The organism is Bradyrhizobium jicamae (assembly GCF_018130215.1).
GTDB lineage: Bacteria > Pseudomonadota > Alphaproteobacteria > Rhizobiales > Xanthobacteraceae > Bradyrhizobium > Bradyrhizobium jicamae_A.
Genome location: NZ_JAFCKQ010000029.1, coordinates 45,665 through 68,506 on the forward strand (window position 1 = coordinate 45,665; position 22,842 = coordinate 68,506).

Here is a 22,842-nt window from a genome sequence, read left to right on the forward strand (position 1 = left end):
TCTTTCGTTGAACGCTCAGATCAAGAGCAGGATCTTGAGCGCGAAATACAGCCACATCGCCGCCAACACCAGCACGCCGGCAAACCAGGCCAGCGAGCGCGTCCGCACGTCGTTGGAGGTGACGAAGACGCCGGCATGGGCAAAACGCGTCACCACGAACACCCAGGACAGCAGCACGATGAACAGATCGGCATGGCGCAACGGAAGCGCCAGCGCAATCAGCACGTAGAACAGCACCGGCAGCTCGAACTGGTTGGCGAAGCAGTTGGCGAACTGGGTGGCGCGGACCGGCCAGTTCGGCTGGCGCAGCGCGATGTCCTTCATCTTCGTCTCCCCGCTCGCAAGCGTGGTCGTGCGCGCCGTGGCCATCGCGAACAGAAGCGCGAAGGTGAGAGCAATCTGGATGAAGACCGGTAGCAAAACCATTTGAATAGACACGAGAATCTCCCTCAGCCGCTGACGGTGCCGCCGCTCTTTGCCGCGCGCCCCCGCCCCTGACAATGAAGGCGCCCGGGAGCCGGCTAAAGCATCACCCGGCACTGATGACCAACTCGCAGGAACCATGGCGGTTTCCCGTGGCCTGATGCCGTTCCCCGCCATATCGGAACCGGCTTCGTCATCGTTCCGACTTCGCGGTAGCCTATGATGTCCGCGAAAGGACCGCCGTATGGCCCAATTCCGACTGACGCAGATCTCCGACACCCATCTCGCCCGTCGCCTCAAGCTGCTCACCGAGAACTTTAACCGCGTGAGCGAGCACATTGACGCGACGCGGCCGGATCTCGTGATCAACACCGGCGACGTCTCGTTCGACGGGCCGACCAGCCGCGACGATCTCCTCTTCGCCAAGGAGCTGCACGGCGCGCTGCCGGTCGACTGCCTCTATCTGCCCGGCAATCACGATATCGGCGACAATCCGACCGCCGTCGCTGCGCCGCCGAAGCAGCTGCCCACCGAGGAGACCCGCGCCGCGTTTGTCGCCGAACTCGGCGAGGATCGCTGGCATTTCGACGCCGCCGGCTGGTGCTTCATCGGGCTGAATTCGCTGATCATGAACACCGGTCTCGACAGCGAAGCCGAGCAGCTCGACTGGCTCGCCTCGCAGCTCGGCAGGGCGGACGGCAGGCCGGTCGCCCTGTTCCTGCACAAGCCACTCTTCCTCGACGTGCCCTACGATCCCGAGCAGGAGGCGACCTCGTTCCGCTACGTGCCGCAGCCGGCGCGGCGGCGCCTGATCGAGATGTTCGGCAAGGTCGACTGGCGCCTCGTCGCCAGCGGCCATGTCCACCAGCGCCGCGACTACACGTTCGCGCGTGTCCGCCATGTCTGGGCACCGTCCACCGGCTTCATCATCGACGACGCCAAACAGGAGTTGATCGGCATCAAGGAGACCGGCCTGGTCGAATATCGCTTCCAGCCCGACAGTTTCGAGGTGCGTCACGTCCGCGCGCCTGACCAGGTCAACGTCGACCTCGACATGCTGTTCGGCAAGGAGCCGGCCTGAAGCCATGCCCGGTCAGGCAAACGGGGGCAAAAAGCCCCCGAAAGTCTGACGTGGTGACGCTTTTGACGCCGTTTCTGCGCGCGGTGGCGCGTATACGTGTCCTCTCAGGCCCGGTCGGGCCCGACCCGGACCAGCTGCTTGCCGAAATTGGCGCCCTTGAGCAGGCCCATGAAGGCCTCGGGGGCGCTGTCCAGCCCCTCGGTCACGAACTCCTTGTACTTGACCTTGCCCTCGCGCACCCACTGCGACATGTCGCGGAGGAAGTCGCCTTGGCGGGCGGCGAAATCGCTGACGATGAAGCCGCGGATGGTCAGCCGCTTGGTCAGGACGTTGCGCATCATGGCGGCGGCCCATTTCGGCGCGTGGGCTTCGGTGTCGTTGTAGTGCGCGATCAGGCCGCAGACCGGGATGCGCGCAAACGCATTCAGCAGCGGGAACACGGCCTCGAACACCGCGCCGCCGACATTCTCGAAATAAACGTCGATGCCCTTCGGGCAGGCGTCCTTGAGCTTCGCCGCAAGGTTGGGATCGCGATGGTCGAGACACTCGTCGAAGCCGAGTTCGTTCCTGACGAAGTCGCATTTGTCCTTGCCGCCGGCGATGCCGACCGCACGCGCGCCCTTGATCTTCGCGATCTGCCCGACCGCCGAGCCGACCGCACCTGATGCCGCGGCCACCACCACGGTCTCGCCCGCTTGCGGCTTGCCGATGTCGAGCAGGCCGGTATAGGCGGTCATGCCGGGCATGCCGAGCACGCCAACGGCCGTGGAGATCGGCGCGATCTTCGGATCGATCTTGGCGAGGCCCTGGCCATTGGACAGCGCATGCGTCTGCCAGCCCGCGCGCGACAGCACGATGTCGCCCTTGGCAAAAGCGGGATTGTTCGAGGCGATCACCTCGCTGACGGTGCCCCCCTCCATGACGCCGCCGACCGGCACCGGTGCGGCATAGGACGGACCGTCGGCCATACGGCCGCGCATATAGGGATCGAGCGACAGCCAGATGGTGCGGAGCAGCACCTCGCCCGCGCCTGGTGCCGGCGGCGTGTAGTCTTCGATCCGGAAGTCGGAGGGCTTGGGCTCGCCGTGAGGACGGGAGGCGAGTACGACGCGCTTTCCTTGGGACATGTTGCTTCCTCGACTGGTTGGTTTCGTGGCGGACACGTAGTCACGCAATCCACCTCCCCGCAAGGAGGCGGATTTGCTGTTTCGCACGCGAGTTGTTTGAAATGTTGTTTGAAATGACGGCCGTCATTCCGCGAGCGCGGTGGCAGCGTCACATCCCGCACCATCATTCCGGGGCGATGCGACAGCATCGAACCCGGAATGACGTGCAAGGAACCCTAAACCCCGCCCGGATAGTTCGGGGCTTCGCGCGTGATCGTCACGTCGTGGACATGGCTCTCGCGCAGGCCCGCGCCGGTGATGCGGACGAACTCGGCCTTGTCGTGGAAATCGGCGATGTTGCGCGCCCCGACGTACCCCATCGCGGCACGCAGGCCGCCGGCGAGCTGGTGCATGACATTGCCGACCGGCCCCTTGTAGGGCACCTGGCCCTCGATGCCTTCGGGCACCAGCTTCAGCGTGTCCTTGATGTCCTGCTGGAAGTAGCGGTCGGCCGAGCCGCGCGCCATCGCGCCGACCGAGCCCATGCCGCGATAGGCCTTGTAGGAGCGGCCCTGCCACAGGAAGACTTCGCCCGGCGTCTCGTCGGTGCCGGCAAGCAGCGAGCCGACCATCGCGATGTCGGCGCCGGCGGCGAGCGCCTTGGCGAGATCGCCGGAATATTTGATGCCGCCGTCGGCGATCACGGGCACGTCGGCCTTCTTCGCCGCCTCCACCGCTTCCATGATCGCGGTGAGCTGCGGCACGCCGACGCCGGCGACGATGCGGGTGGTACAGATCGAGCCCGGGCCGATGCCGACCTTGATGCAATCGGCGCCGGCGTCGATCAACGCCTGGGCGCCGCCTTCGGTCGCGACGTTGCCGGCCACGACCTGCACGGCGTTCGACAGCCGCTTGATCCGGTTGACGGCGTTGAGCACGTGCCGGGAATGGCCGTGAGCGGTATCGACCACGACGACGTCGACGCCGGCATCGATCAGCCGCTCGGTGCGCTCATAGCCGGTCTCGCCGACGGTGGTGGCGGCGGCAACGCGCAGGCGGCCGTGCTCATCCTTGCAGGCCAGCGGATGTGCCACCGCTTTCTCGATGTCCTTGACGGTGATCAGGCCGACGCAGCGATACTGCTCGTCGACGACGAGCAGCTTCTCGATGCGGTGCTTGTGGAGCATCCGCTTGGCCTCGTCCTGGCCGACGCCCTCGCGCACCGTGACCAGGTTCTCGTGGGTCATGAGCTCCGAGACCTTCTGCCTGGGATCGCTGGCAAAGCGCACGTCGCGGTTGGTCAGGATGCCGACCAGCTTGCCCGGGACGTTCTTGCCGCCGCCGGTGACGACCGGGATGCCCGAGATGCCGTGGTCCTTCATCAGCGCCAGCGCGTCCGACAGCGTGGCGTCGGGGCCGATGGTCAGCGGATTGACCACCATGCCGGATTCGAACTTCTTGACCTGCCGCACCTGGGCGGCCTGGCCGTCGGGATCGAAATTGCGGTGGATGACGCCAAGGCCCCCGGCCTGCGCCATCGCGATCGCCATCCGCGCCTCGGTGACGGTGTCCATTGCGGAGGCGATGATCGGGATGTTGAGCGGGATCGCGCGGGTGACGCGCGAGCGGATATCGACTTCCGAGGGAAGCACGTCCGACAGGCCCGGCCTCAGCAGCACATCGTCGAACGTGAAGGCTTCGCGGATAGACGGACGTCCCGTGGCCATTGCCAACTCCTTTCGGCGGCATCCGCCGCTGCGGTCTTACGGATGAACGCCGCCTGCGGCGACGCTGGCTGCGTCACCGTCGAATCGGCGCCCATCGATGGGGTTGACGGCGGTCGATAGCATGGCGGGATGACGAATCAAAGTGGTTGCCAGCCATGCACAGGGATTTTACGGCGCCGGAGAGCCCGCTTACGGCGCCCGGTAACCCTGCGGCGGCCCGTGCCACCGGATCGCCTCGACCATTTCCCGGTGGCGCCGGTCTTCCCGCTTCATGTGTACGGCGATCACGGCATGGGCCGAAGGCACCAGCAGCAACATGTGGAAAAAAAGCCCGAAAACCGCGCAAAACACGATCAGGACCAGATTGAAGATGGCCGAAAAGGGCTGTCCGTTCAGGAGCAGCCCGACCGGCGGCAACAGCGCGGCAAGGACGTAGATCACGGTGGACCTTCCAGACGATGGCGGATGCATACCAGCGTCACGCTGGATTTAGGTGGTTTGGCCGGTTCCGCAATAGCGCCCCCTGCCGCAGGATGATACAGCGCCCTCGCCCGCCGTTTTCAGCTCTCCCGGCCGTCTCATTTTGATGAACAAAGAACGCCTGATCCCGCTCATCGTGGCCACCGCCCTCTTCATGGAGAACATGGACTCCACGGTGATCGCGACGTCGCTGCCGGCGATTGCCGCCGACATCGGGACCAGCCCCCTGACCCTGAAGCTGGCGATCACTTCGTACCTGCTGTCGCTCGCCGTGTTCATCCCGGCGAGCGGCTGGACCGCCGATCGCTTTGGCCCGCGCATCGTGTTTGCCGGCGCCGTCGGCGTCTTCATTCTGGGCTCGATCGGTTGCGCGCTGTCGGGCTCGGTGACCGATTTCGTGTTCGCCCGCATCCTGCAGGGCCTCGGCGGGGCGATGATGACACCGGTCGGGCGGCTGGTGCTGTTGCGATCGGTCGACAAGAGCGCGCTGGTCAACGCGATGGCCTGGGTGACGGTGCCCGCGCTGGTGGGCCCGGTGATCGGGCCGCCGCTCGGTGGCTTCATCACCACCTATTTCTCCTGGCACTGGATCTTCCTGATCAACATCCCGATCGGGCTGCTCGGCATCTTCATGGCGCTGAAATACATCGACCCGATCAAGAGCGTCGATCCGGAGCGCTTCGATCTTTACGGCCTCGTGCTGGCCGGCATCGGCCTTGCCGGCATCGCCTTCGGCCTTTCGGTCGCAGGCCTCAATCTGCTGCCATGGCCGATCGTCGCCGCACTGGTCGGGATCGGCACCGTCTCGATGACGCTCTACGTCATCCATGCGCGGCGAACCGGCTCGCCGGTGCTGGATTTCTCGCTGTTGCGGCTACCGACGATGCGCGCGTCCATCATCGGCGGCTTCATGTTCCGGCTCGGCATCGGCGCGTTGCCATTCCTGCTCCCGCTGTTGATGCAGGTCGGCTTTGGCCTGTCGCCATTCCAGTCCGGTCTCGTGACCTTCGCCTCCGCGGTTGGCGCCATGGGCATGAAGACGCTGGCCGCGCGCATCATCCGCACCTTCGGCTTCCGCAACATGATGACCGTCAACGCGGTGGTCTCCTCGGCATTCCTGGCCGCTTGCGCCCTGTTCACGGTGACGACGCCGCTGCTTTTGATCTTCATCATCCTGGTGGTCGGCGGTTTCTTCCGCTCACTGCAATTCACCGCGATCAACACCGTGGCCTATGCCGAGATCGAGGCCGAGCAGATGAGCCGCGCCACCACGCTGGTCAGCGTCAACCAGCAGCTCGCGGTCTCCGCCGGCGTTGCGGTCGGCGCCTTCTCGGTCGAAACCACGCTGGCGCTGCAACACCAGACCGAACTGGCCGCCGGCGTATTCGCTCCGGCCTTCGTCGTGGTCTCGCTGATCTCGGCGGCCTCGGCCTGGTTCTTCCGGCAGATGCCCAGCGACGCCGGTCACGAAATCTCCGGCCGCAAGGCGATCGAGATATCCAGCCGCAAGGGCGCCGCGAGGGGCGCCGCCACCGCCGCCGTCAAGGTCGCGGTGGAGGATACCCAGGACGCGCGGGATCAGAGATTGGGGTGAAAGATCCTCTTCCCGTCATTGCGCGCGAATCCCGCGAAACCCCGTCGCCAGCACGTAGCGCTCGGACGAATCCTGGCGGCTCGCGGCCGGCTTGACATGGCGGACGGTGGCGAAATCGCGCTTCAGCTGCGCCAGCAGGTCGGCATCCGCGCCGCTCTGGAATACCTTGGCCAGAAACGCCCCTCCCGGGTTCAGCACCTCGCAGGCGAAATGGGCGGCGGTTTCGACGAGGCCGATGATGCGGAGCTGGTCGGTCTTGCGGTGGCCGGTGGTGTTGGCGGCCATGTCGGACATCACGATGTCGGCGCCGCCGCCCATCATCGCGATCAGCCTCGCAGGCGCGTCAGCATCGAGGAAATCGAACTGCGCGAAGGTGACGCCGGGGATCTCGCCCATCTCCAGCAGATCGATCGCGACCACCTTGCCCTTGCCGTCGGCGGCGCCGGTGCGCTTGGCCGCGATCTGGCTCCAGCCGCCGGGCGCGGCACCGAGATCAACCACCGTCATGCCGGGCTTGAGCATGCGATATTTGTCGTCGATCTCGAGAAGCTTGAAAGCGGCGCGCGAGCGGTAGCCCATCGCCTTGGCCTTGGCGACATAGGGATCGTTGAGCTGACGCTCCAGCCAGAGTTTTGACGACAGCTTGCGCTTGCCGCCGCTCTTGACCGTGACGTGAAGCCGCCCGGTGGTGTCTTTTGCCATGTCGAGGAGTTTGCCCGGAGCCACAATGTTTCGTCGCCGGATTAGCCCAATCGCGTCAGCCAGTCCATGCGACCGGTCCGCTTCCGGTATCCCGGCAGGGATATTGCAGATCGCAACCGATCCCAAGACAGCCGTCGAAGAATTCGACGCACCGGCCGGTGCAAAAAATATGCACGGCTGGCACAAACTGCCCTAGGCGCGAGCGAGGTTCCAAGCTTAACATATGTTGGTTCCGGGAGGGTTGGCATCATGGCTGAAATCCCTGTCCGCTTAGGCTTCGGAATTTGCCCAATAGCATTGCAGCAGTAGCGACGTTCATGTGAACGCGCGCCTGCCAGTCAATTTCCAGGACCTCGGCCCGGACGCTTCCAACGGGCCGGTAGATGGTCCCAGCAACCACCCCACACAGCCCCCCTTCCAGAGTTGCTGGGGCCAACTAAACCAGAGGCCGCCTGACGAGGCGGCCTCTTGCGCGTCCGATAGGCGCCTGGGTACGGGAAACACGGATATCGCGATGCTCCGCTCTCTACCCGTAAAATGATGCACCGAATTTTAATACAATCTAAGGTATTGCACGCACTCCGATTCTCTGGTTTCATGAACCCAGCGATTATTTTGCGCTGGGGGCCATCATGTCGACGCCGTCCCAGTCGGCCCGCGCCGCGATCATTCTTTACAGCCTGGGTATTTCAGGTTTCCTGATCGTCTTCCTGATCCTCGCCCAGCCCTTGGGGATGCGCTTCGACTACGGCAAGCAGGAGAACCTGCAGCTGATCGATATCGTGCTGCCGACCTTCTTCGGCTATCTCGGTGCTGCCTCGCATTTCCTGTTCAATGCAAATCGCGGTCGCGAGATCGACGATCAAAACGTCACGATGCTGCGGATCATGATCCATGGGCCGTTCATCATCTTCATCCTCGCGGTCGCCTCACTGTTCTACGCGCACAACGTGTCGCTGCGGCCGCTATTGGCGACGGAGCCGCGGATCGATCCGATGGAGTTCACGGATCTGAGCCGGTATCTGTCTGTTTGTCTGGCGCTGCTCGCCGCGACCGTCGGCATCATTTCGAGCTATTTGTTCGGATCGCCTCCCAAGGAAAAGGAATAGACGATCGGCGGAGATCATTGATGAGGCTCCCCTGCGCTCTCGTCCTGCTGCTGCTGCCGTCATCGGGCCTGCTTGCGAAGGAGCAAGGCGGCCTCACGATCGAGTGGGACGGCGGCACGATCAACTTTCCAAAGGCCCGGATTTCGCTGCCGGAGCGCGACGATCAGGCCTCGCCACCAGCGAAGCGGCCGACCGTCGATTGCAGCATGATCGACATGAGGGTGGCATGCTGGAAGCTGCGGGCCGAGAAGAAATCGAAAGACGGTCCGGAGCCGTACGGGACCAATCTGCGCTTCGTCCAGCCGATCGCGATCATTCCTGTGCCGGACAGGCAACAGGCGTGGACCGATGCGCAGAGAGAAAAGTTCAACGACTGGAGCGAGCGCGCACGCAACCCGAAATATGTCGCGCGTCTTCCCGCCTTCAAGATGGACGAGTTGACCCAGGCGGAGCTGGAGGACGCGCCGAACCAGAATCCCCTGCTCGGCCCGGACTCCGAGGCGCATCTTTACGCGGCCGCTTCGAGCGCACTCGGCGGACCTTACGCGTTGAGCCTGTGGCAGTCCCTGCTGAACCGGCGCCCGACACGGGAGTGTCTGCAAACCGGCCAATATTGCTCGGTCGTGGTGAAGGGATCGATCGACGACCGCGAGGCGATGGCCTATTGCGCGATCCAGAATTCGTCAATCGGTGCGGGTATCCCCTTCAATTGCGAAATCGTCGCCTACAAATATCGCGATCGCGATCCATGGTATGTGCTGAGCTACGACGGTCCGCGGCAATGCGACGGCTGCGGCGCAGCCGCAGGCGCAAGCTGCACGTTGGACACGAAGCTCCCGCTCGAGAAGATCGTGGCGTCGTTCGTCGCGGCGATGAAGGATGGTCGAACCAATCTGCAGCTCAATGAGCTCAAGAAGACGGCCAGCAAGATCACGCTGGTCGGTCGAAACGAGGCCACGGTGTCGAAGTTCTATGCAGGATACTACGACAAATCCTACGCAAGCTATGTCGTGGAGAGCAATGACGACGACGGCCGGCGGTACGTCACCATCGAAGGGCTGTTCAATCTCCTGATCAGCGTCGCGCCCTCCTCGCAAGGCAAGGATTATCGCGAGTTCGGCCGCGGCAAGGGCGATGCCGATCTGGAGTGGTTCCAGGGCCAGGTTCTCGACATCGTCCGCAAGGATCTGGCAGCGCAGCTCGGCACCAAGGTCGAGTGCGACGTGCAGCCGATCGAATAGGCGCTCACTCAGAATGCTCGATGTCCGCTCTTGGAGCGAGCCGGACATGGACCGGCCGAAAAAGCCTGGTCAATCGGCTGCAAATGAACCAAAGCGGACCAGGGGCGCGTCTCTGTGCTAGGCTATGGTGTTGCCGTCCGACATTCTTAAGATGAGGTTATGCGAGGCGCGATTTTATCACTCTTGCAAGCTGCGCAGCGATAGCTTGGAACAATGAGCGATGAGAAATCCTTCAAAACCCTATACTGGCGCCGGGAAAGCACTCTCGCGACGCTCTGTCCTGACCGGACCTGCGGCAACCTGCGTTGCGGCGTCGGCGAAATGGAGTTGGGCTGCCGAAATCGGTGGTGGTCCGTCCTTTTCCGCTGATGGCCCGGACGCCGAACTTTACGGCGCGGGCGAGAACTACCCGATCAAGGACCCGTGGCGGATCTACCAGCCCGGCAATCCGGCCTCGCCAAAATACCGCGTCGGCGCATTCAGTCATTACGATGAGATATTCCCGACGCGTCAGGTCGATCGCGCGGCCACGGCCTGGCCATTCAAGCGAACGCCGGCGGATGTCAGCTATGAGTACAAGGGAAACCGCGCTTCGCTTGCGGATTATCTGGCGCGCAATCCGGTGACGGGCCTGTTGATCGCCAAGGACGACCGGATTCTGGTTGAGCGCTATCAGTACGGCCGCACTGATCGAGACCGGCTGATGTCGCAGTCGATGGCAAAATCGATCACCGGCATGATGATAGGGATCGCGACCGCGGAAGGCGCGATCAAGTCGATCGACGATGCTGCGGAGACCTATGTTCCCGGCTTGAAAGGCACGGAATACGGTGCAACGCCGATTCGCGCGCTGCTGCACATGTCATCTGGCGTGAAGTTCGGTGAAGAGAACGACGAAGCGAAAGGCAGCGGAGATGACCTCGATCGCCTGTGGAGCGACATGGTGCGCAAGCACTGGGGTTCTCAAAAAGGCACCGTTGCCAGCATCGCGCAGTTCAACCAACGTATCGCGCCGCCGGGGACGCGCTTCCATTACGCCAGCATCGAGACGGACTTGCTTGGTCTGGTGCTGGGCTACGCGACCGGTCAATCAATGTGCGGCTATCTCCAGGAAAAAGTCTGGCAGCCGATCGGCACTGAAGCCGATGCCAAATGGATGATTGATGCGGAAGGCCGTGAGGTAGCGCACGGGTTCTTCAATGCGGTACTGCGCGACTACGCGCGGCTCGCCCGTCTGCTGGCTCACGATGGAGCGTGGGAGGGCAAACAGATCATACCTGCACAGTGGATGATTGATGCGACCACGGTACTCGCCTCCGAGACGTATCTGGCAAAGGCCGACGGAGGGTTCGGGTACGGCTATCAGGTTTACCTGTTTCCCGGCAGCAGACGGCAATTCGCGCTCTTGGGGTACCTCGGGCAGCGCATCCTCGTTGATCCGCCCTCGAAGCTGGTCATGGTGCAAACCGCCGTCGATGAAAAGTCCCCTGAAATCTGGCGTCTGTGGTCGGCCGTGGTCGCGCAGTTCGGGTGACGCCACCTTTCTTCTCCCGGCGAGGGACGTCGGAATAGAAAAGCCGAATGAGCTGCGAGGTCCGCTCCTGGCCGAGACACGGCAAAACTGTAGCGACAGACCCTGAGCGGAAATTATCCGCTCTACTTGATGCCGACGACCATCGAATCTGGACCCACTAGCGGTTCGACGTGGGTTTCGGCAAAGCCGGCCTCCTTGAACCAGGCCATGCAATCGCCGCCGGTGTAGTCGAACCCCTCGCGCGTCTCGATCAACATGTTCAGGCTCATCAACAGCCCAAATGCATTTTTACGGCGCTTATCGTCTATGACGCTGTCATAAACTATCAGCGCGCCGCCACTGGGTAGCGCTGCGTAGGCCTTGCGAATTAGCATCCGCTTCTTTTCCAGCCCCCAATCATGCAGGATGTGGCCCATGATCAGCACGTCGGCCGTAGGCAATGGGTCGGCAAAGAAGTCGCCAGCGTAAAACGAAAGCCGCTTAGAAAGTTCGTGCTTCGCCACGTGGGATTCGAAATGCTGTTGCACCACGGGCAAATCGAAGCCGATCCCGACAAGGTGCGGGTGCGCCTGCGCGAGCGTCACGGGGACAGCGCCTTGCGCCGTACCAATGTCGGCGAAGCTCTTATAGCCGGCCCAGGGGAATTTCACCGAGATCGCGTTCGCCGCACCAAGGCTGATGCCACTCATGGCCTTGAGAAACTCGGCAAGGACTGCCGGCTCACGGTAGATCTCGTCAAACAGGTCGCGGCCGTCCTTTGCTTCGTTCTGCGGATCGCCGGTGCGTAGCGCTTCGGTTAGCGAGCCCCAGAACGGATAGAGCCGGGAATTCGCCATTTCGAGGATGCCGCCGACATAAGTCGGCTTGCGCCGATCGAGAAACAGCGCGCCGGCGGCGGTGTTGGCGTAGAGGCCATCCTTGCGCTCGAGCTGGCCCAATGCGACCAGCGCATCGAGGAAGTCGCGCACGCTGCGCGGATGCAGGGCCAGCCGTACCGTCACCGTCTCGGCGCTAAGCGGGCCGTCGGCCAAGAGCGTGAACAGGCGAAGCTCCACTGCGCTCAGGAGCGCTTTAGAGCCCCAGAACCCGAGGCCGAGTTGTAGGATGGCATCAGGCGTGATGGCGCAATCAGGTGTGGCGGAGTTCGGCTGATTCATGACGACCTCCAAGTGCTCGGTCGGGAGCATATCTCCGGCGCCCGAACAGTTTATTGCGAGCCTCGAGCGAAATGAGTCTCCCAGAAGGAGTACCCCCAAGACGAGAGTAGAGATGACACCCGGCAGCCTCTAGCCGCAAGAAGTGCGAAAATGGCCCATTGCGACCGATGCACACGACCGCCCAACTGTCTGCTGTAAGGTGTAGACCGCACCTTACTGAGACCGGGCCAAACCGTCGCGATTGATCCAGAGCCGAAGTTCGGTTGGCCATCAACATGTCCGACTTGGTTCGCGTAAAGCGGCCGAGCGTAAGCCGTCTGAACAGGCAAGACTTTGATCCGAGGCGGACGGCAGCACAGGTCGACTCGCCCATGCTGCCGTGTCGAGCGCGGTCAAGGTTGGCAGATAGACTAATGACGCGCGGTTTCGGCAACTAGCTGCTTCTCTCCCGCGAGCTTGCCCGCAGCGAGCAAGCTGCTGCAATGCCACCGGGCCTCTCTCGGTATCCAACCCAAAAAGATCTTGGTGCTCGTGCACTCTGCGTAAGTTCTATAAGTGAGCGTATCTCTGCACGTTAACGAAAACGCTCCGGTCGAATTTTCTCCGCTGGAAAGGCTGCAGCCAACCCACGGTGCGTTGCCGGTTCTCACGCTGGTCTCGCAACCACCGTTGCAACTGCTGGCGGATCGCTCAAGCTTGGCAATCTTCCCCATGACCGAATCTGGTGCAGCCGCAGGCGTCCCGACGGCCTGTGATCCTGACGAAGCGCTTGATGACGCTCGGCGGGATGCACTCGCGCTTGTTTCGTGCTTCTGGCCCTGTGGCTTGACCACATGCTTCGGCGCGTCAACCGTGATACCAGGCAGTGGGGTAACTGATCCCGGATTTATTTGCGACTTCGCCGCGCCGCTCAGACCAAAGAACAGCGCAGTTGACAAAATTGCGAGCGCTGACGACGCCGCAAAATCAGACGACAATTTCATAACATCGCCTCCCAAAACCCGGGATCAATATCGTCCCGGTTGACGGAACCGTACCACGAGTTTCAATTCGAGGCGATTGCAAGAGCTGGACGTCTACCGAAGAATTCCATCGACATGCCGGCGTTTCCGGCCGTAGCGGGCCTTGGTTCGGCGTCAAGGAAGAAGTCTGCCAGTGGCCCATTGCGTCGTTGACGTTCGTGCAACGGTCGGGTCGCTCCAGGAGCAAAGCGGACACGCAGTGATCTGCGCTTGTGCCACCGGATTTGTGGGTGCACCGCCCAAGAGCGTTTTCGAGTGAGCGGATATCAGCTCGTGTGGAGAAAACGGCTCGAACCAGACGTCTTCACGCTCCGGTTGCGAACCGATCGAAGCGGAAATGGCCTTAGAGCGCGCCGTCCTCGCGCATCATCTCGACCAGCATGCCCTCGCGCAGGCCGCGGTCGGCGACGCGCAGCCGCGGCAGCGGGAAGGCGTTGCGGATCGCGTCCAGGATCGCGCAGCCCGCGAGCACCAGGTCGGCGCGCTCGATCGAGATGCAGCTGTTGTGGACGCGCTCATCATAGCTCATGCGGAGCAGCTTCTGGATCGTCGCCGTGACGTCGGCATCGTTCATCCAGATGCCGTCGATGCGGCGACGGTCGTAGCGCGGCAGATTGAGGAACACGCCGGCCAGCGTGGTCACGGTGCCCGACGTGCCGAGCATGTGCATGTCGGCGAGGTCGACGCCGTGCATGGTCGCGAACGGCGCGACGTGGCGCGCGACCTCGTCGATCATCTGCGCGTACAATTCCCGGGTGACGTTCTTGCCGCCGAAATGCTCGGCCAGCGTGACGACGCCGAGCGGGATCGACATCCACGCCTTGATCCGCGGCACCGCATCGGGTGCGTCAGGATCGCGCTCGATACGCACCAGCTCGGTCGAGCCGCCGCCGATGTCGAACAGGATGGCGCCGCGCCCCCGCGGATCGAGCAGCGGCGAGCAGCCGATCACGGCCAGCGTGGCCTCGGTCTCGCGGTCGATCACCTCGAGCTTGATGCCGGTTTCGGCGGCGACGCGGGCGCGGAAACTCTCGGCATTGCCGGCGGCGCGGCAGGCCTCGGTCGCGATCAGGCGCAGCCGGCGCGCCTTGCGATAGCGGATCTTGTCGCTGCAGATGGAAAGCGCCGCGATGGCCCGCTCGATCGCGGCCTCGCTGATGGAACCGGTCGCGGCGATACCCTCGCCGAGCCGGATGATCCGCGAGAACGAATCGACCACGCGGAACCCGTCGCCCGCGGGACAGGCGATCAGGAGCCGGCAATTGTTGGTGCCAAGATCGAGCGCAGCATAGACGCCGTTCTCCGCGCCTGCCGCAACCAACCCTGACGGGGCCTCGCCGGCCGGAAGGCCGTCGCAAAGCCGCACAGCGTCATTCATCCAAACTGTCTTTCCTGCGGCCGCGGGCGGCCGCCGAAGAATTGTCGTTCACGGAAACTTTAGCAGCGCCAAGGACCTGCGCAACATGTGTTCACATTGGATCCATGTCCAATCGGGCGTTGTCGTTAAGGGGGGTGTGCGTTATCTCCTCAACCGCCCGTCAAACCAGCCAGAATCCGGGCTTTTCAGGTCATTTCCGATGCAAGATCACACGTCGCCCGCTTTGCTCGAAAACGCTATCGCACTGCAAAAATACGGTGTCGGCCAGCCCGTGCGCCGCAAGGAAGACGACACGCTGGTCCGCGGCAAGGGCAAATACACCGACGATTTCTCGCTTCCCGGGCAGGCCTGGTGCTGGATGGTCCGCTCGTCCCATGCCCATGGCGTCATCAAGGGCATCGACACCGGGGCGGCGCGGACGATGCCGGGCGTGCTCGGGGTCTGGACCGGCGCCGATCTCGCTGCCGCCGGCTACAAGCCGTTCACCTGCGGCCTGCCGCTGAAAAGCCGCGACGGGTCGCCCCTGTTGCAGACCAACCGCCCGGCGCTGGTGACCGACAAGGTGCGCTTCGTCGGCGATCCCATCGCTTTCGTCGTCGCGGAAACCGCGGCACAGGCCCGCGATGCGGCCGAAGCCGTCGTAGCTGATATCGAGCCGCTGCCGGCGGTGACCGACGCCGCGGAGGCGGCCAAACCCGGCGCGCCGCAGCTTTACGACAACATCCCGAACAACGTCGCGCTCGACTATCATTATGGCGACACGGACAAGATCGAGGCCGCCTTCGCCGGCGCCGCGCACGTGACGAAGCTCGACATCGTCAACACCCGCGTTGCCGTGGTCTCGATGGAGCCGCGTGTCGCGCTCGCGAACTACGACAGGACTACCGAGCGCTTCACACTGCAGGTGCCGACCCAGGGTGTCTCCGGCAACAAGGTGATCCTGGCGCGTCTGCTCAACGTGCCGGCGGAGAAGGTCCGCATCCTCACCGCCAATGTCGGCGGCTCGTTCGGGATGAAGAACCTCAATTATCCCGAATACACCTGCATCGCGCACGCGGCGAGAGAGCTCGGCCGCCCGGTGAAATGGCTCGACGAGCGTTCGACCAGCTTCCTGTCCGACAGCCACGGCCGCGCACAACTGATCCATGCCGAGCTCGCGCTCGACGCCGACGGCAAGTTCCTCGCCGTGCGCCTCTCCGGCTACGGCAATCTCGGCGCCTACATCACCGGCGTCGCGCCGGGCCCGCTGTCGCTCAACACCGGCAAGAACCTCGCCAGCGTCTATCGCACGCCGCTGCTCGGCGTCGACATCAAGACCGTATTGACCAACACCACGCTGATGGGCGCCTATCGCGGCGCCGGCCGGCCCGAGGCCAACTACTACATGGAGAGGCTGATCGACGCCGCCGCCGACGAGATGGGCATCAGCCGTCTCACCCTGCGCAAGCGCAACTTCATCAAGCCGCAGCAATTGCCCTTCCCGGCGGCCTCAGGCGTCACCTATGACAGCGGCGATTTCGCCGGCGTGTTCCAGAAGGCGCTGGAGATCTCCGACTACGAGAATTTTGCCAAGCGCAAGAAGGCGAGCCTGAAGAGCGGCAAGCTGCGCGGCATCGCGGTCGGCTCCTATCTCGAGGTCACCGCGCCGCCGAGCGGCGAGCTCGGCAAGATCACCTTCGAGCCGGATGGGTCGGTGAAGCTCACCACCGGCACGCTGGATTACGGCCAGGGCCACGCCACGCCGTTCGCGCAGGTGCTGTCGGACCAGCTCGGCGTGCCCTTCGAGAAGATCACGCTCGATCAGAACGACAGCGATCGGGTGCGCTTCGGCAACGGCACCGGCGGCTCGCGCTCGATCACCGCTACGGGCCAGGCGATCGTCGAGGCCTCCGCGCTTGTCGTCGAGAAGGGCAAGAAGGCAGCCGCGCATATGCTGGAGGCGTCGGAAGCCGACATCGAGTTCGGCCAGGGACGCTTCACCATCGCGGGCACCGACCGCTCGATCGGCATCATGGAGCTCGCCGAGCGGCTGCGCGCGGGCAAGATGCCGGAGGGCACCCCCGAGACGCTCGACGTCGACCACGCCACCAAGGAGACGGCGTCGACGTTCCCGAACGGCTGTCATGTCGCCGAGGTCGAGATCGATCCCGACACGGGTGTGATCCGGATCGTCCGCTACTCGGCGGTCAATGATTTCGGCACCGTGGTCAATCCGATGATCGTGGCGGGCCAGCTGCATGGCGGCGTCGCGCAGGGCATCGGACAGGCGCTGATGGAGGAAGTCAGCTACGACGGCTCGGGCCAGCCGATCACCGGCTCGTTCATGGATTACGCATTGCCGCGCGCCGGCGACGTGCCGAACATGCAGGTCGGCGATCATCCCTCGCCTGCGAAGTCGAATCCGCTCGGCACCAAGGGCTGCGGCGAAGCCGGCTGTGCCGGCAGCCTCGTCTGCATCGTCAACGCGGTGGTCGACGCGCTTTCGGGTTACGGCATCAAGCACCTCAACATGCCGTTGACGCCGGAACGCGTCTGGCGCGCGATCCAGGATGCGAAGGCAAAGGCGGGGTAGAACCGGGACGCCGCGGCGTACCCGATTCCCCGCATGCGCCGGGGATGACAATTATCGATGCGGGTGCGGAGCGCCCCCTTCCCCGCTAGGCCGCCTCTTGCTCGCGCGGCTGGGTGATCGCGATGTGCCAGCAATGCGCGAGCGGCGTGGTGCCGTTGCCGAGCACCAGCGCGTCGAGCTCGACGAAGCGGTGGCCTTTCTTGTCATAATTGCCGGTGACCCTGGCGCGCGCCGTCAGCTCGTCGCCGATCTCCGAGGCGGACAATAGCTGCATCCTTGTGCCGACATGGATCCACGGCCCGAGGATCGCATTATCGACCAGCACAAAGTTCATCACCCGCGGCAACAGGCCGGGATGGCCAAGGCCTTCGCGGAGGTAGATCGGGTCGGTTTCCCTGATGTCGACGAGATATTCCTTCGCCGCATCGCCGGCCCAGTCGCGCGGGATGGTGCCAAGCCACTTGCCGACCTCGTACGACGACGCGCTGACCGGCCTGCGCTCGGCAACGGCGGCGACCTGCCTGTAGTCGTCGATCGCGAACGCCGGGGTCGATGCCGGCAGCGACGCGGTGCCGGTCGCGCAGAGCTCGCCGCGGCTGTGCACCTCGATCGACAGCACATCACCGCTCATCGTGCCCGAGAGCTCGGCGGTCTCGCCGTCATAGACCGGCTTGACGAAACGGGCCTCGATCAGCCCCCGTGCAAGGAAATCGCGGCCCCAGCGCTCGACCGGCAAATGCATCATGTAGGCCATGACGTCGACGCCCGGCACGAGCCCGCCGGAAAAGCCGAACTTCCGCGCCACCGCGTCGTCGTGGATCTTGTTCTCGGACAGTTTCGAGGTGTTGTACGCGGAAACGCGGTAGGTCTGAGATGCCATCCTAGAAGCCATGGGTTTTCCCTTATTTGCGCGGCTTTTCCGGCGATTATCGTAGTTGAACCGGAAGACGTGACAAGCCTCTCGTTTTGCTCGCAATTTTCCGCCCGATGGAGTACACGCAGGCCGCGTGCCGCCAACCATTGAGACGATGACTGAATCCGCCAATTCCACCCGCATCTATGTCGACGCTGACGCCTGCCCGGTGAAGGATGAGATCTACCGCGTCGCGATCCGCCTCGGGGTACCGGTCAGCGTGGTCGCAGGAACCTTCATACGCGTACCGCAGGATCCACTGATCGAGCGTGTCGCCGCAGGCGCCGGGATGGATGCCGCCGACGACTGGATCGCGGAACGCGCGCACGCGGGCGATGTCGTCGTCACCGCTGACATTCCGCTGGCGAGCCGCTGCGTGAAAGCCGGCGCCGAGGTCATCGCACCGAATGGAAAGCCATTCACCGAACAATCGATCGGCATGACGCTGGCGATGCGCAATCTGATGACCGACCTGCGCTCGTCGGGCGAAGTCACAGGAGGACCGCGAACTTTCTCGCCGCGCGATCGCTCGGCCTTCATCTCGGCGCTCGACCAGACCATCCGCCGCATCCAGCGCCGGCGCGCAACGGCGAGCCAGGGCTAGTCCGATGGCTCCGCCTCCTCTGATCCAGCTCAAGGACATCAGCCTGACCTTCGGCGGCACGCCGCTTTTGTCAGGCGTCGAGCTCTCCGTCTCCGCGGGCGAGCGCGTCTGCCTGATCGGCCGCAACGGCTCCGGCAAATCGACCTTGCTGCGGATCGCGGCCGGCCTGGTCGAGCCCGACTCCGGCAGCCGCTTCGTGCAGCCCGGCGCCACCATCCGCTACCTGCCGCAGGAGCCGGATTTCGGCGACCACAAGACGACACTGTCCTATGTCGAGGCCGGACTCGGCCCCGGCGACGACCACTACCAGGCGCGCTACCTGCTCGAGCAGCTCGGCCTCTCCGGCGAGGAAGATCCCGCGCATGTCTCCGGCGGCGAAGCGCGGCGCGCGGCGCTGGCGCGCGTGCTGGCGCCCTCGCCCGACATCCTGCTGCTCGACGAGCCCACCAACCATCTTGATCTCCCGACCATCGAATGGCTCGAGGGCGAGCTGGAAAGCCGGCGCTGCGCGCTGGTCCTGATCAGCCACGACCGCCGCTTCCTCACCAACCTCTCGCGCGCGACCGCCTGGCTCGACCGCGGCCAGATCCGGCAGATCGACCGCGGCTTTGGCGCCTTCGAGGCGTGGCGCGACGAGGTGCTGGCCGAGGAGGAGCGCGAACAGCACAAGCTCGACCGCAAGATCGTCAACGAGGAGCATTGGCTGCGCTATGGCGTCTCCGGCCGCCGCAAGCGCAACGTCAAGCGGCTCGGCAATCTGCATGCGCTGCGCGACCAGCGCCGCGACTATCGCGGCGCCACCGGCAATGCCACGCTCGCCGCCGCCGAGGCGGACAAATCCGGTCGCCTCGTGATCGAAGCCGGGAGCATCGCGAAGGCTTACGGCGATCGCAGCATCGTCGACGGCTTCTCGACCCGGATCCAGCGCGGCGACCGCGTCGGCATTGTCGGCCCCAACGGCGCCGGCAAGACCACGCTGGTGCATCTTCTGATCGGCAATGATCCGCCCGACTCCGGCACGGTGCGGCTGGGTGCCAATATCGAGATGGCAACGCTCGACCAGCATCGCGAAAGCCTCGATCCCAAGCTGACCCTGGCCGAAGCGCTCACCGGCGGCCGCGGCGACCACGTGATGGTCGGCGACAAGTCGAAGCATGTCATCGGCTACATGAAGGACTTTCTGTTCGCGCAGGAGCAGCGCGGCACGCCGCTCGAAGCTCTGTCCGGCGGCGAGCGCGGCCGGCTGATGCTGGCGCGCGCGCTGGCGAAACCGTCCAACCTGCTGGTGCTGGACGAGCCGACCAACGACCTCGATCTGGAAACCCTCGACGTGCTCGAGGAGATGCTCGGCGATTACGAGGGCACCGTGATCCTGATCAGCCACGACCGCGACTTCCTCGATCGCGTCGTGACCTCGGTGATCGTGCCGGAGGGCCAGGGCCGCTGGATCGAATATGCCGGCGGCTACTCCGACATGCTGGCGCAGCGCGGCACCGACCTGAACCGCGAGACGGTGAAGGCGCCGGCTGCGGTCGAAGAGAAAAAGGAAACGAAGCCCGCGGCACCTGAAGCAGCGCCCAGGCGCCGGCTGAGCTTCAATGAGAAGCACGCGCTGGAGACATTGCCGAAGACGATCGACAAGCTGCACGCCGAGATCGCCAGACAGCAGAAGCTGCTTGACGATCCCGACCTCTACAGCAGGGATCGCAGGAAATTCGATGCCGCGTCCGCCGCGATCGCCAAGGCGCAGGACGAACTCACGGCAGCCGAAGACCGCTGGCTCGAGCTCGAAGTGCTGCGCGAAGAGATCGAACAGGCGTGAAACCGAATGGCTGCTGCCGTAAAGCGTAGCGACGCAGCAATGACGAGGCCTTCTGAAACGGAGACGACTGCATGACCACGCCCCTCGCCGCCAAGATCGCCAAGGACTACGGCACGCCATGCGCCGTCATCGACATGGACAGGGTCGAGCGCAATATCGCCCGCATTCAGGCGGCCTGCGATGCCGCCGGAGTGGCCAACCGCCCGCACATCAAGACGCACAAGAACCCGATGCTGGCGCAGCTGCAGGTCAAGGCCGGCGCCAAGGGCATCACCTGCCAGAAGCTCGGCGAGGCCGAGATCATGGCCGATGCCGGGATCGACGACATCCTGATCAGCTACAATCTGCTCGGCGACGAGAAGATGGCGCGGCTCGGCGCGCTGCAGGCCAAGGCCAACGTGACCGTGGCGGCAGACAACTCCGTCGTGGTCGGCGACCTGCCGAAGGCCGCAGCAAGCTCCGGGCGCCCGCTGTCGGTCGTGGTCGAATGCGACACCGGGCGCAAGCGGGCCGGCGTCGAGACGCCTGCGGAAGCGATCGCGCTGGCGCGGGAGATTGCGGCATCCAAGGGCCTGACCTTTGCGGGCTTCATGCTCTATCCGACCGAGACCGGCTGGGCCGAGGCGCAGAAATTCTACGACGAAGCCCTCGCCGGCGTCCGCGCGCACGGCCTCGATGCGGCGATCGTCTCGACCGGCGGCACGCCGAACCTGAAGAACCTCGGCAAGCTGAAGGGCGGCACCGAGCATCGCTTCGGCACCTACATCTACAATGACCGCATGCAGGTCGCAGCCGGTGTCGCCAGCTGGGACGACTGCGCGCTGCACATCTATTCCACCGTCGTCAGCCGCGCCGGCCCGGAACGCGGCATCCTCGATGCCGGCTCGAAGACGCTGACCACGGATACCGGCGGGCTCGAGGGCCACGGACTGATCCTCGAACACCCCGAGGCCAGGATCGCGCGCTTTGCCGAGGAGCACGGTTTCCTCGACCTCTCCCGCAGCAACACGCGACCCAATGTCGGCGACGTCGTGCGGATCGTTCCCAACCACGTCTGCGTCGTCGTCAACATGATGGACGAGGTCGTGATGGTGCGCGGCGAGGAGATCATCGGCACGCTGCCGGTCGCGGCACGGGGCAAGTTGCGTTAGGGATATCCGCGGGATCGGGCGAGCCACCTCAACGCGCCCTTGCCCGCCGCAATCCCGGTCGCAAACGACGCCTGCAACAGATAGCCGCCGGTCGGCGCTTCCCAGTCGAGCATTTCTCCGGCGGCAAAGGTGCCGGGCAGACGGCGCAGCATGAAGTCAGCGTCGAGTTCGTCGAACCTTACTCCGCCGGCCGTCGAGATCGCCCGCGCGATCGGAGCGGTGCCGGTGATCCGGATCGGCACGGCCTCGATCAGGTCGGCCAGATCGGATGGCGACAGAGATGCCAATGGTCGACGCGAGAACGCCGCCGCTTCCTGCAACAGGCCGATCCCGACCGGTGAAAGCTGCGCGGCCTTGCGGAGGAAATTGGAGATGGATTGCTTGCCCTTCGGCGCTGACAGCCGCTTGGCAAGCTCCTGCCTGGTGAGATCGGGACGCAGCGCGACGCGCAGCGTCGCCGCGCCTTCCGCGCGCACCGCTTCGCGCAACTCCGCCGACAGCGCGTAGATCGCACCGCCTTCGATACCGGTGCGCGTCACGATGGCTTCGCCGCGTACGGTGTACGAGCCTGTCGTCAGCGCCACGCTCTTGAGCGGCCGGCCTTCGAAGCGATCGCGAAATATCTCGGACCATGCGACCGTGAAGCCGGAATTGGCCGGTCGCAGCGGCGCGACGGCAATGCCTTTCGCCGCGAGGGTCGTGGTCCATGCACCGTCCGAGCCGAGCCGCGGCCAGCTGGCGCCGCCGAGCGCGAGCACGGTTGCGTCGGCATCGACCACGCGCGGACCATCCGGCGTTGCAAACGAAAGTCCGCCGGACTCGTCCCAGCCGATCCAGCGATGCCGGAACGCGAACCTCACACCGGCAGCATCGAGCCGCCGCAGCCAGGCACGCAGCAAGGGCGAGGCCTTGAACGCTTCGGGAAAAACGCGTCCGCTGCTGCCGACAAATGTCGGTTGCCCCAGCGCCTCGCTCCAATCACGCAGGGCATCCGGCGGAAACGCCTCGACAGCCGACTTCAGATGCGGCATCGCCTCGCGATAGCGCGTCAGGAAATCGGCCAGCGGCTCGCTATGGGTGAGATTGAGCCCGCCACGGCCGGCCATCAGCAGCTTGCGGCCGGCCGACGGCATCGCGTCGTGGACGGTGACGGCAGCCCCGCCTTGCGCAAGCACCTCCGCCGCGATCAGGCCGGCGGGGCCGGCTCCGATGACGGCGACAGTCAT

General features: G+C 64.4%; 18 protein-coding genes. 9 read left to right on the plus strand and 9 right to left on the minus strand.

Going from position 1 to position 22,842, the window contains the following annotated elements; all coding sequences use genetic code 11:
* Positions 1 to 15: 15 nt before the first annotated feature.
* Positions 16 to 438 carry an MAPEG family protein gene (locus JQ586_RS26270; RefSeq protein ID WP_312017027.1) on the minus strand — a complete coding sequence of 141 codons (423 nt, stop codon included), beginning with the start codon at positions 436 to 438 and terminating at the stop codon, positions 16 to 18.
* Positions 439 to 667: 229 nt separating this feature from the next.
* Here JQ586_RS26270 and JQ586_RS26275 point away from each other — a divergent pair, with 229 nt between their 5' ends.
* Complete coding sequence (locus tag JQ586_RS26275; RefSeq protein WP_212397517.1) at positions 668 to 1,504, plus strand: metallophosphoesterase; 837 nt, start codon at positions 668 to 670, stop codon at positions 1,502 to 1,504.
* 104 nt (positions 1,505 to 1,608) lie between these two features.
* Here the strand turns inward: JQ586_RS26275 and JQ586_RS26280 are convergent, their stop codons facing one another.
* From JQ586_RS26280 to JQ586_RS26290, 3 genes are all read right to left on the minus strand, one after another.
* On the minus strand, positions 1,609 to 2,631 hold the full coding sequence (locus tag JQ586_RS26280) for an NADP-dependent oxidoreductase (protein ID WP_212397518.1): 1,023 nt from the start codon (positions 2,629 to 2,631) through the stop codon (positions 1,609 to 1,611).
* 215 nt (positions 2,632 to 2,846) lie between these two features.
* Entirely contained in the window at positions 2,847 to 4,337 is a 1,491-nt protein-coding gene (gene guaB / locus JQ586_RS26285; RefSeq protein ID WP_212397519.1) for an IMP dehydrogenase, read from the minus strand.
* A 189-nt stretch (positions 4,338 to 4,526) separates the two neighbouring features.
* Positions 4,527 to 4,778: a hypothetical protein gene (locus tag JQ586_RS26290; protein WP_212397520.1), complete on the minus strand. Its 252-nt coding sequence runs from the start codon at positions 4,776 to 4,778 to the stop codon at positions 4,527 to 4,529.
* A gap of 145 nt (positions 4,779 to 4,923) precedes the next feature.
* Between JQ586_RS26290 and JQ586_RS26295 the strand changes: the two genes are divergently transcribed.
* Positions 4,924 to 6,411, plus strand: coding sequence for an MFS transporter (locus JQ586_RS26295; protein ID WP_212397521.1), 1,488 nt, complete (start codon positions 4,924 to 4,926; stop codon positions 6,409 to 6,411).
* Between the two features lie 15 nt (positions 6,412 to 6,426).
* Here the strand turns inward: JQ586_RS26295 and JQ586_RS26300 are convergent, their stop codons facing one another.
* The gene (locus JQ586_RS26300) at positions 6,427 to 7,113 is read right to left on the minus strand and encodes an RlmE family RNA methyltransferase (RefSeq protein WP_212397522.1); all 687 of its coding nucleotides are present in this window, start codon (positions 7,111 to 7,113) and stop codon (positions 6,427 to 6,429) included.
* Between the two features lie 632 nt (positions 7,114 to 7,745).
* Between JQ586_RS26300 and JQ586_RS26305 the strand changes: the two genes are divergently transcribed.
* The 3 genes from JQ586_RS26305 (at position 7,746) to JQ586_RS26315 (ending at position 10,997) form a co-directional block, all read left to right on the plus strand.
* Complete coding sequence (locus JQ586_RS26305) at positions 7,746 to 8,222, plus strand: hypothetical protein (RefSeq protein WP_212397523.1); 477 nt, start codon at positions 7,746 to 7,748, stop codon at positions 8,220 to 8,222.
* A gap of 20 nt (positions 8,223 to 8,242) precedes the next feature.
* Positions 8,243 to 9,463 (plus strand): hypothetical protein, encoded by a 1,221-nt coding sequence (locus tag JQ586_RS26310; RefSeq protein WP_212397524.1) that lies wholly within the window; start codon positions 8,243 to 8,245, stop codon positions 9,461 to 9,463.
* 220 nt (positions 9,464 to 9,683) lie between these two features.
* Positions 9,684 to 10,997 (plus strand): serine hydrolase, encoded by a 1,314-nt coding sequence (locus JQ586_RS26315; RefSeq protein ID WP_212397525.1) that lies wholly within the window; start codon positions 9,684 to 9,686, stop codon positions 10,995 to 10,997.
* 122 nt (positions 10,998 to 11,119) lie between these two features.
* On the opposite strand, the gene JQ586_RS26320 is transcribed toward JQ586_RS26315, so the two are convergent.
* Together JQ586_RS26320 and JQ586_RS26325 are read right to left on the minus strand one after the other, a co-directional pair.
* Positions 11,120 to 12,154 carry a methyltransferase gene (locus JQ586_RS26320; protein WP_212397526.1) on the minus strand — a complete coding sequence of 345 codons (1,035 nt, stop codon included), beginning with the start codon at positions 12,152 to 12,154 and terminating at the stop codon, positions 11,120 to 11,122.
* A 1,365-nt stretch (positions 12,155 to 13,519) separates the two neighbouring features.
* Positions 13,520 to 14,554 (minus strand): Ppx/GppA phosphatase family protein, encoded by a 1,035-nt coding sequence (locus JQ586_RS26325; RefSeq protein ID WP_249148163.1) that lies wholly within the window; start codon positions 14,552 to 14,554, stop codon positions 13,520 to 13,522.
* Between the two features lie 199 nt (positions 14,555 to 14,753).
* On the opposite strand from JQ586_RS26325, the gene JQ586_RS26330 reads away from it, so the two are divergent.
* On the plus strand, positions 14,754 to 17,126 hold the full coding sequence (locus JQ586_RS26330) for a xanthine dehydrogenase family protein molybdopterin-binding subunit (protein WP_212397527.1): 2,373 nt from the start codon (positions 14,754 to 14,756) through the stop codon (positions 17,124 to 17,126).
* An 85-nt stretch (positions 17,127 to 17,211) separates the two neighbouring features.
* On the opposite strand, the gene JQ586_RS26335 is transcribed toward JQ586_RS26330, so the two are convergent.
* A complete protein-coding gene (locus JQ586_RS26335) occupies positions 17,212 to 18,018 on the minus strand; it encodes a hypothetical protein (protein ID WP_212397528.1) in 807 nt (268 codons plus the stop codon).
* Between the two features lie 136 nt (positions 18,019 to 18,154).
* Here JQ586_RS26335 and JQ586_RS26340 point away from each other — a divergent pair, with 136 nt between their 5' ends.
* From JQ586_RS26340 to JQ586_RS26350, 3 genes are all read left to right on the plus strand, one after another.
* A complete protein-coding gene (locus JQ586_RS26340; RefSeq protein WP_212397529.1) occupies positions 18,155 to 18,643 on the plus strand; it encodes a YaiI/YqxD family protein in 489 nt (162 codons plus the stop codon).
* A gap of 4 nt (positions 18,644 to 18,647) precedes the next feature.
* Positions 18,648 to 20,465 carry an ABC-F family ATP-binding cassette domain-containing protein gene (locus JQ586_RS26345; protein ID WP_212397530.1) on the plus strand — a complete coding sequence of 606 codons (1,818 nt, stop codon included), beginning with the start codon at positions 18,648 to 18,650 and terminating at the stop codon, positions 20,463 to 20,465.
* A 71-nt stretch (positions 20,466 to 20,536) separates the two neighbouring features.
* Positions 20,537 to 21,616 carry a D-TA family PLP-dependent enzyme gene (locus JQ586_RS26350; protein ID WP_212397531.1) on the plus strand — a complete coding sequence of 360 codons (1,080 nt, stop codon included), beginning with the start codon at positions 20,537 to 20,539 and terminating at the stop codon, positions 21,614 to 21,616.
* Here JQ586_RS26350 and JQ586_RS26355 read toward each other — a convergent pair.
* On the minus strand, positions 21,613 to 22,842 hold the full coding sequence (locus JQ586_RS26355; protein ID WP_212397532.1) for a TIGR03862 family flavoprotein: 1,230 nt from the start codon (positions 22,840 to 22,842) through the stop codon (positions 21,613 to 21,615). The two genes, JQ586_RS26350 and JQ586_RS26355, sit on opposite strands and share 4 nt — an antisense overlap.

What these genes read in the sequence shown, in the direction of transcription:
- JQ586_RS26305 (WP_212397523.1), top strand. Translation starts at nt 7,746, where the DNA reads ATGTCGACGCCGTCCCAGTCGGCCCGCGCCGCGATCATTCTTTACAGC.
- JQ586_RS26300 (WP_212397522.1), bottom strand. Translation starts at nt 7,113, where the DNA reads ATGGCAAAAGACACCACCGGGCGGCTTCACGTCACGGTCAAGAGCGGC.
- JQ586_RS26335 (WP_212397528.1), bottom strand. Translation starts at nt 18,018, where the DNA reads ATGGCTTCTAGGATGGCATCTCAGACCTACCGCGTTTCCGCGTACAAC.
- JQ586_RS26330 (WP_212397527.1), top strand. Translation starts at nt 14,754, where the DNA reads ATGCAAGATCACACGTCGCCCGCTTTGCTCGAAAACGCTATCGCACTG.
- JQ586_RS26315 (WP_212397525.1), top strand. Translation starts at nt 9,684, where the DNA reads ATGAGAAATCCTTCAAAACCCTATACTGGCGCCGGGAAAGCACTCTCG.
- guaB (WP_212397519.1), bottom strand. Translation starts at nt 4,337, where the DNA reads ATGGCCACGGGACGTCCGTCTATCCGCGAAGCCTTCACGTTCGACGAT.
- JQ586_RS26325 (WP_249148163.1), bottom strand. Translation starts at nt 14,554, where the DNA reads ATGAATGACGCTGTGCGGCTTTGCGACGGCCTTCCGGCCGGCGAGGCC.
- JQ586_RS26355 (WP_212397532.1), bottom strand. Translation starts at nt 22,842, where the DNA reads ATGACTGTCGCCGTCATCGGAGCCGGCCCCGCCGGCCTGATCGCGGCG.
- JQ586_RS26320 (WP_212397526.1), bottom strand. Translation starts at nt 12,154, where the DNA reads ATGAATCAGCCGAACTCCGCCACACCTGATTGCGCCATCACGCCTGAT.
- JQ586_RS26295 (WP_212397521.1), top strand. Translation starts at nt 4,924, where the DNA reads ATGAACAAAGAACGCCTGATCCCGCTCATCGTGGCCACCGCCCTCTTC.
- JQ586_RS26350 (WP_212397531.1), top strand. Translation starts at nt 20,537, where the DNA reads ATGACCACGCCCCTCGCCGCCAAGATCGCCAAGGACTACGGCACGCCA.
- JQ586_RS26280 (WP_212397518.1), bottom strand. Translation starts at nt 2,631, where the DNA reads ATGTCCCAAGGAAAGCGCGTCGTACTCGCCTCCCGTCCTCACGGCGAG.
- JQ586_RS26310 (WP_212397524.1), top strand. Translation starts at nt 8,243, where the DNA reads ATGAGGCTCCCCTGCGCTCTCGTCCTGCTGCTGCTGCCGTCATCGGGC.
- JQ586_RS26345 (WP_212397530.1), top strand. Translation starts at nt 18,648, where the DNA reads ATGGCTCCGCCTCCTCTGATCCAGCTCAAGGACATCAGCCTGACCTTC.
- JQ586_RS26340 (WP_212397529.1), top strand. Translation starts at nt 18,155, where the DNA reads ATGACTGAATCCGCCAATTCCACCCGCATCTATGTCGACGCTGACGCC.
- JQ586_RS26275 (WP_212397517.1), top strand. Translation starts at nt 668, where the DNA reads ATGGCCCAATTCCGACTGACGCAGATCTCCGACACCCATCTCGCCCGT.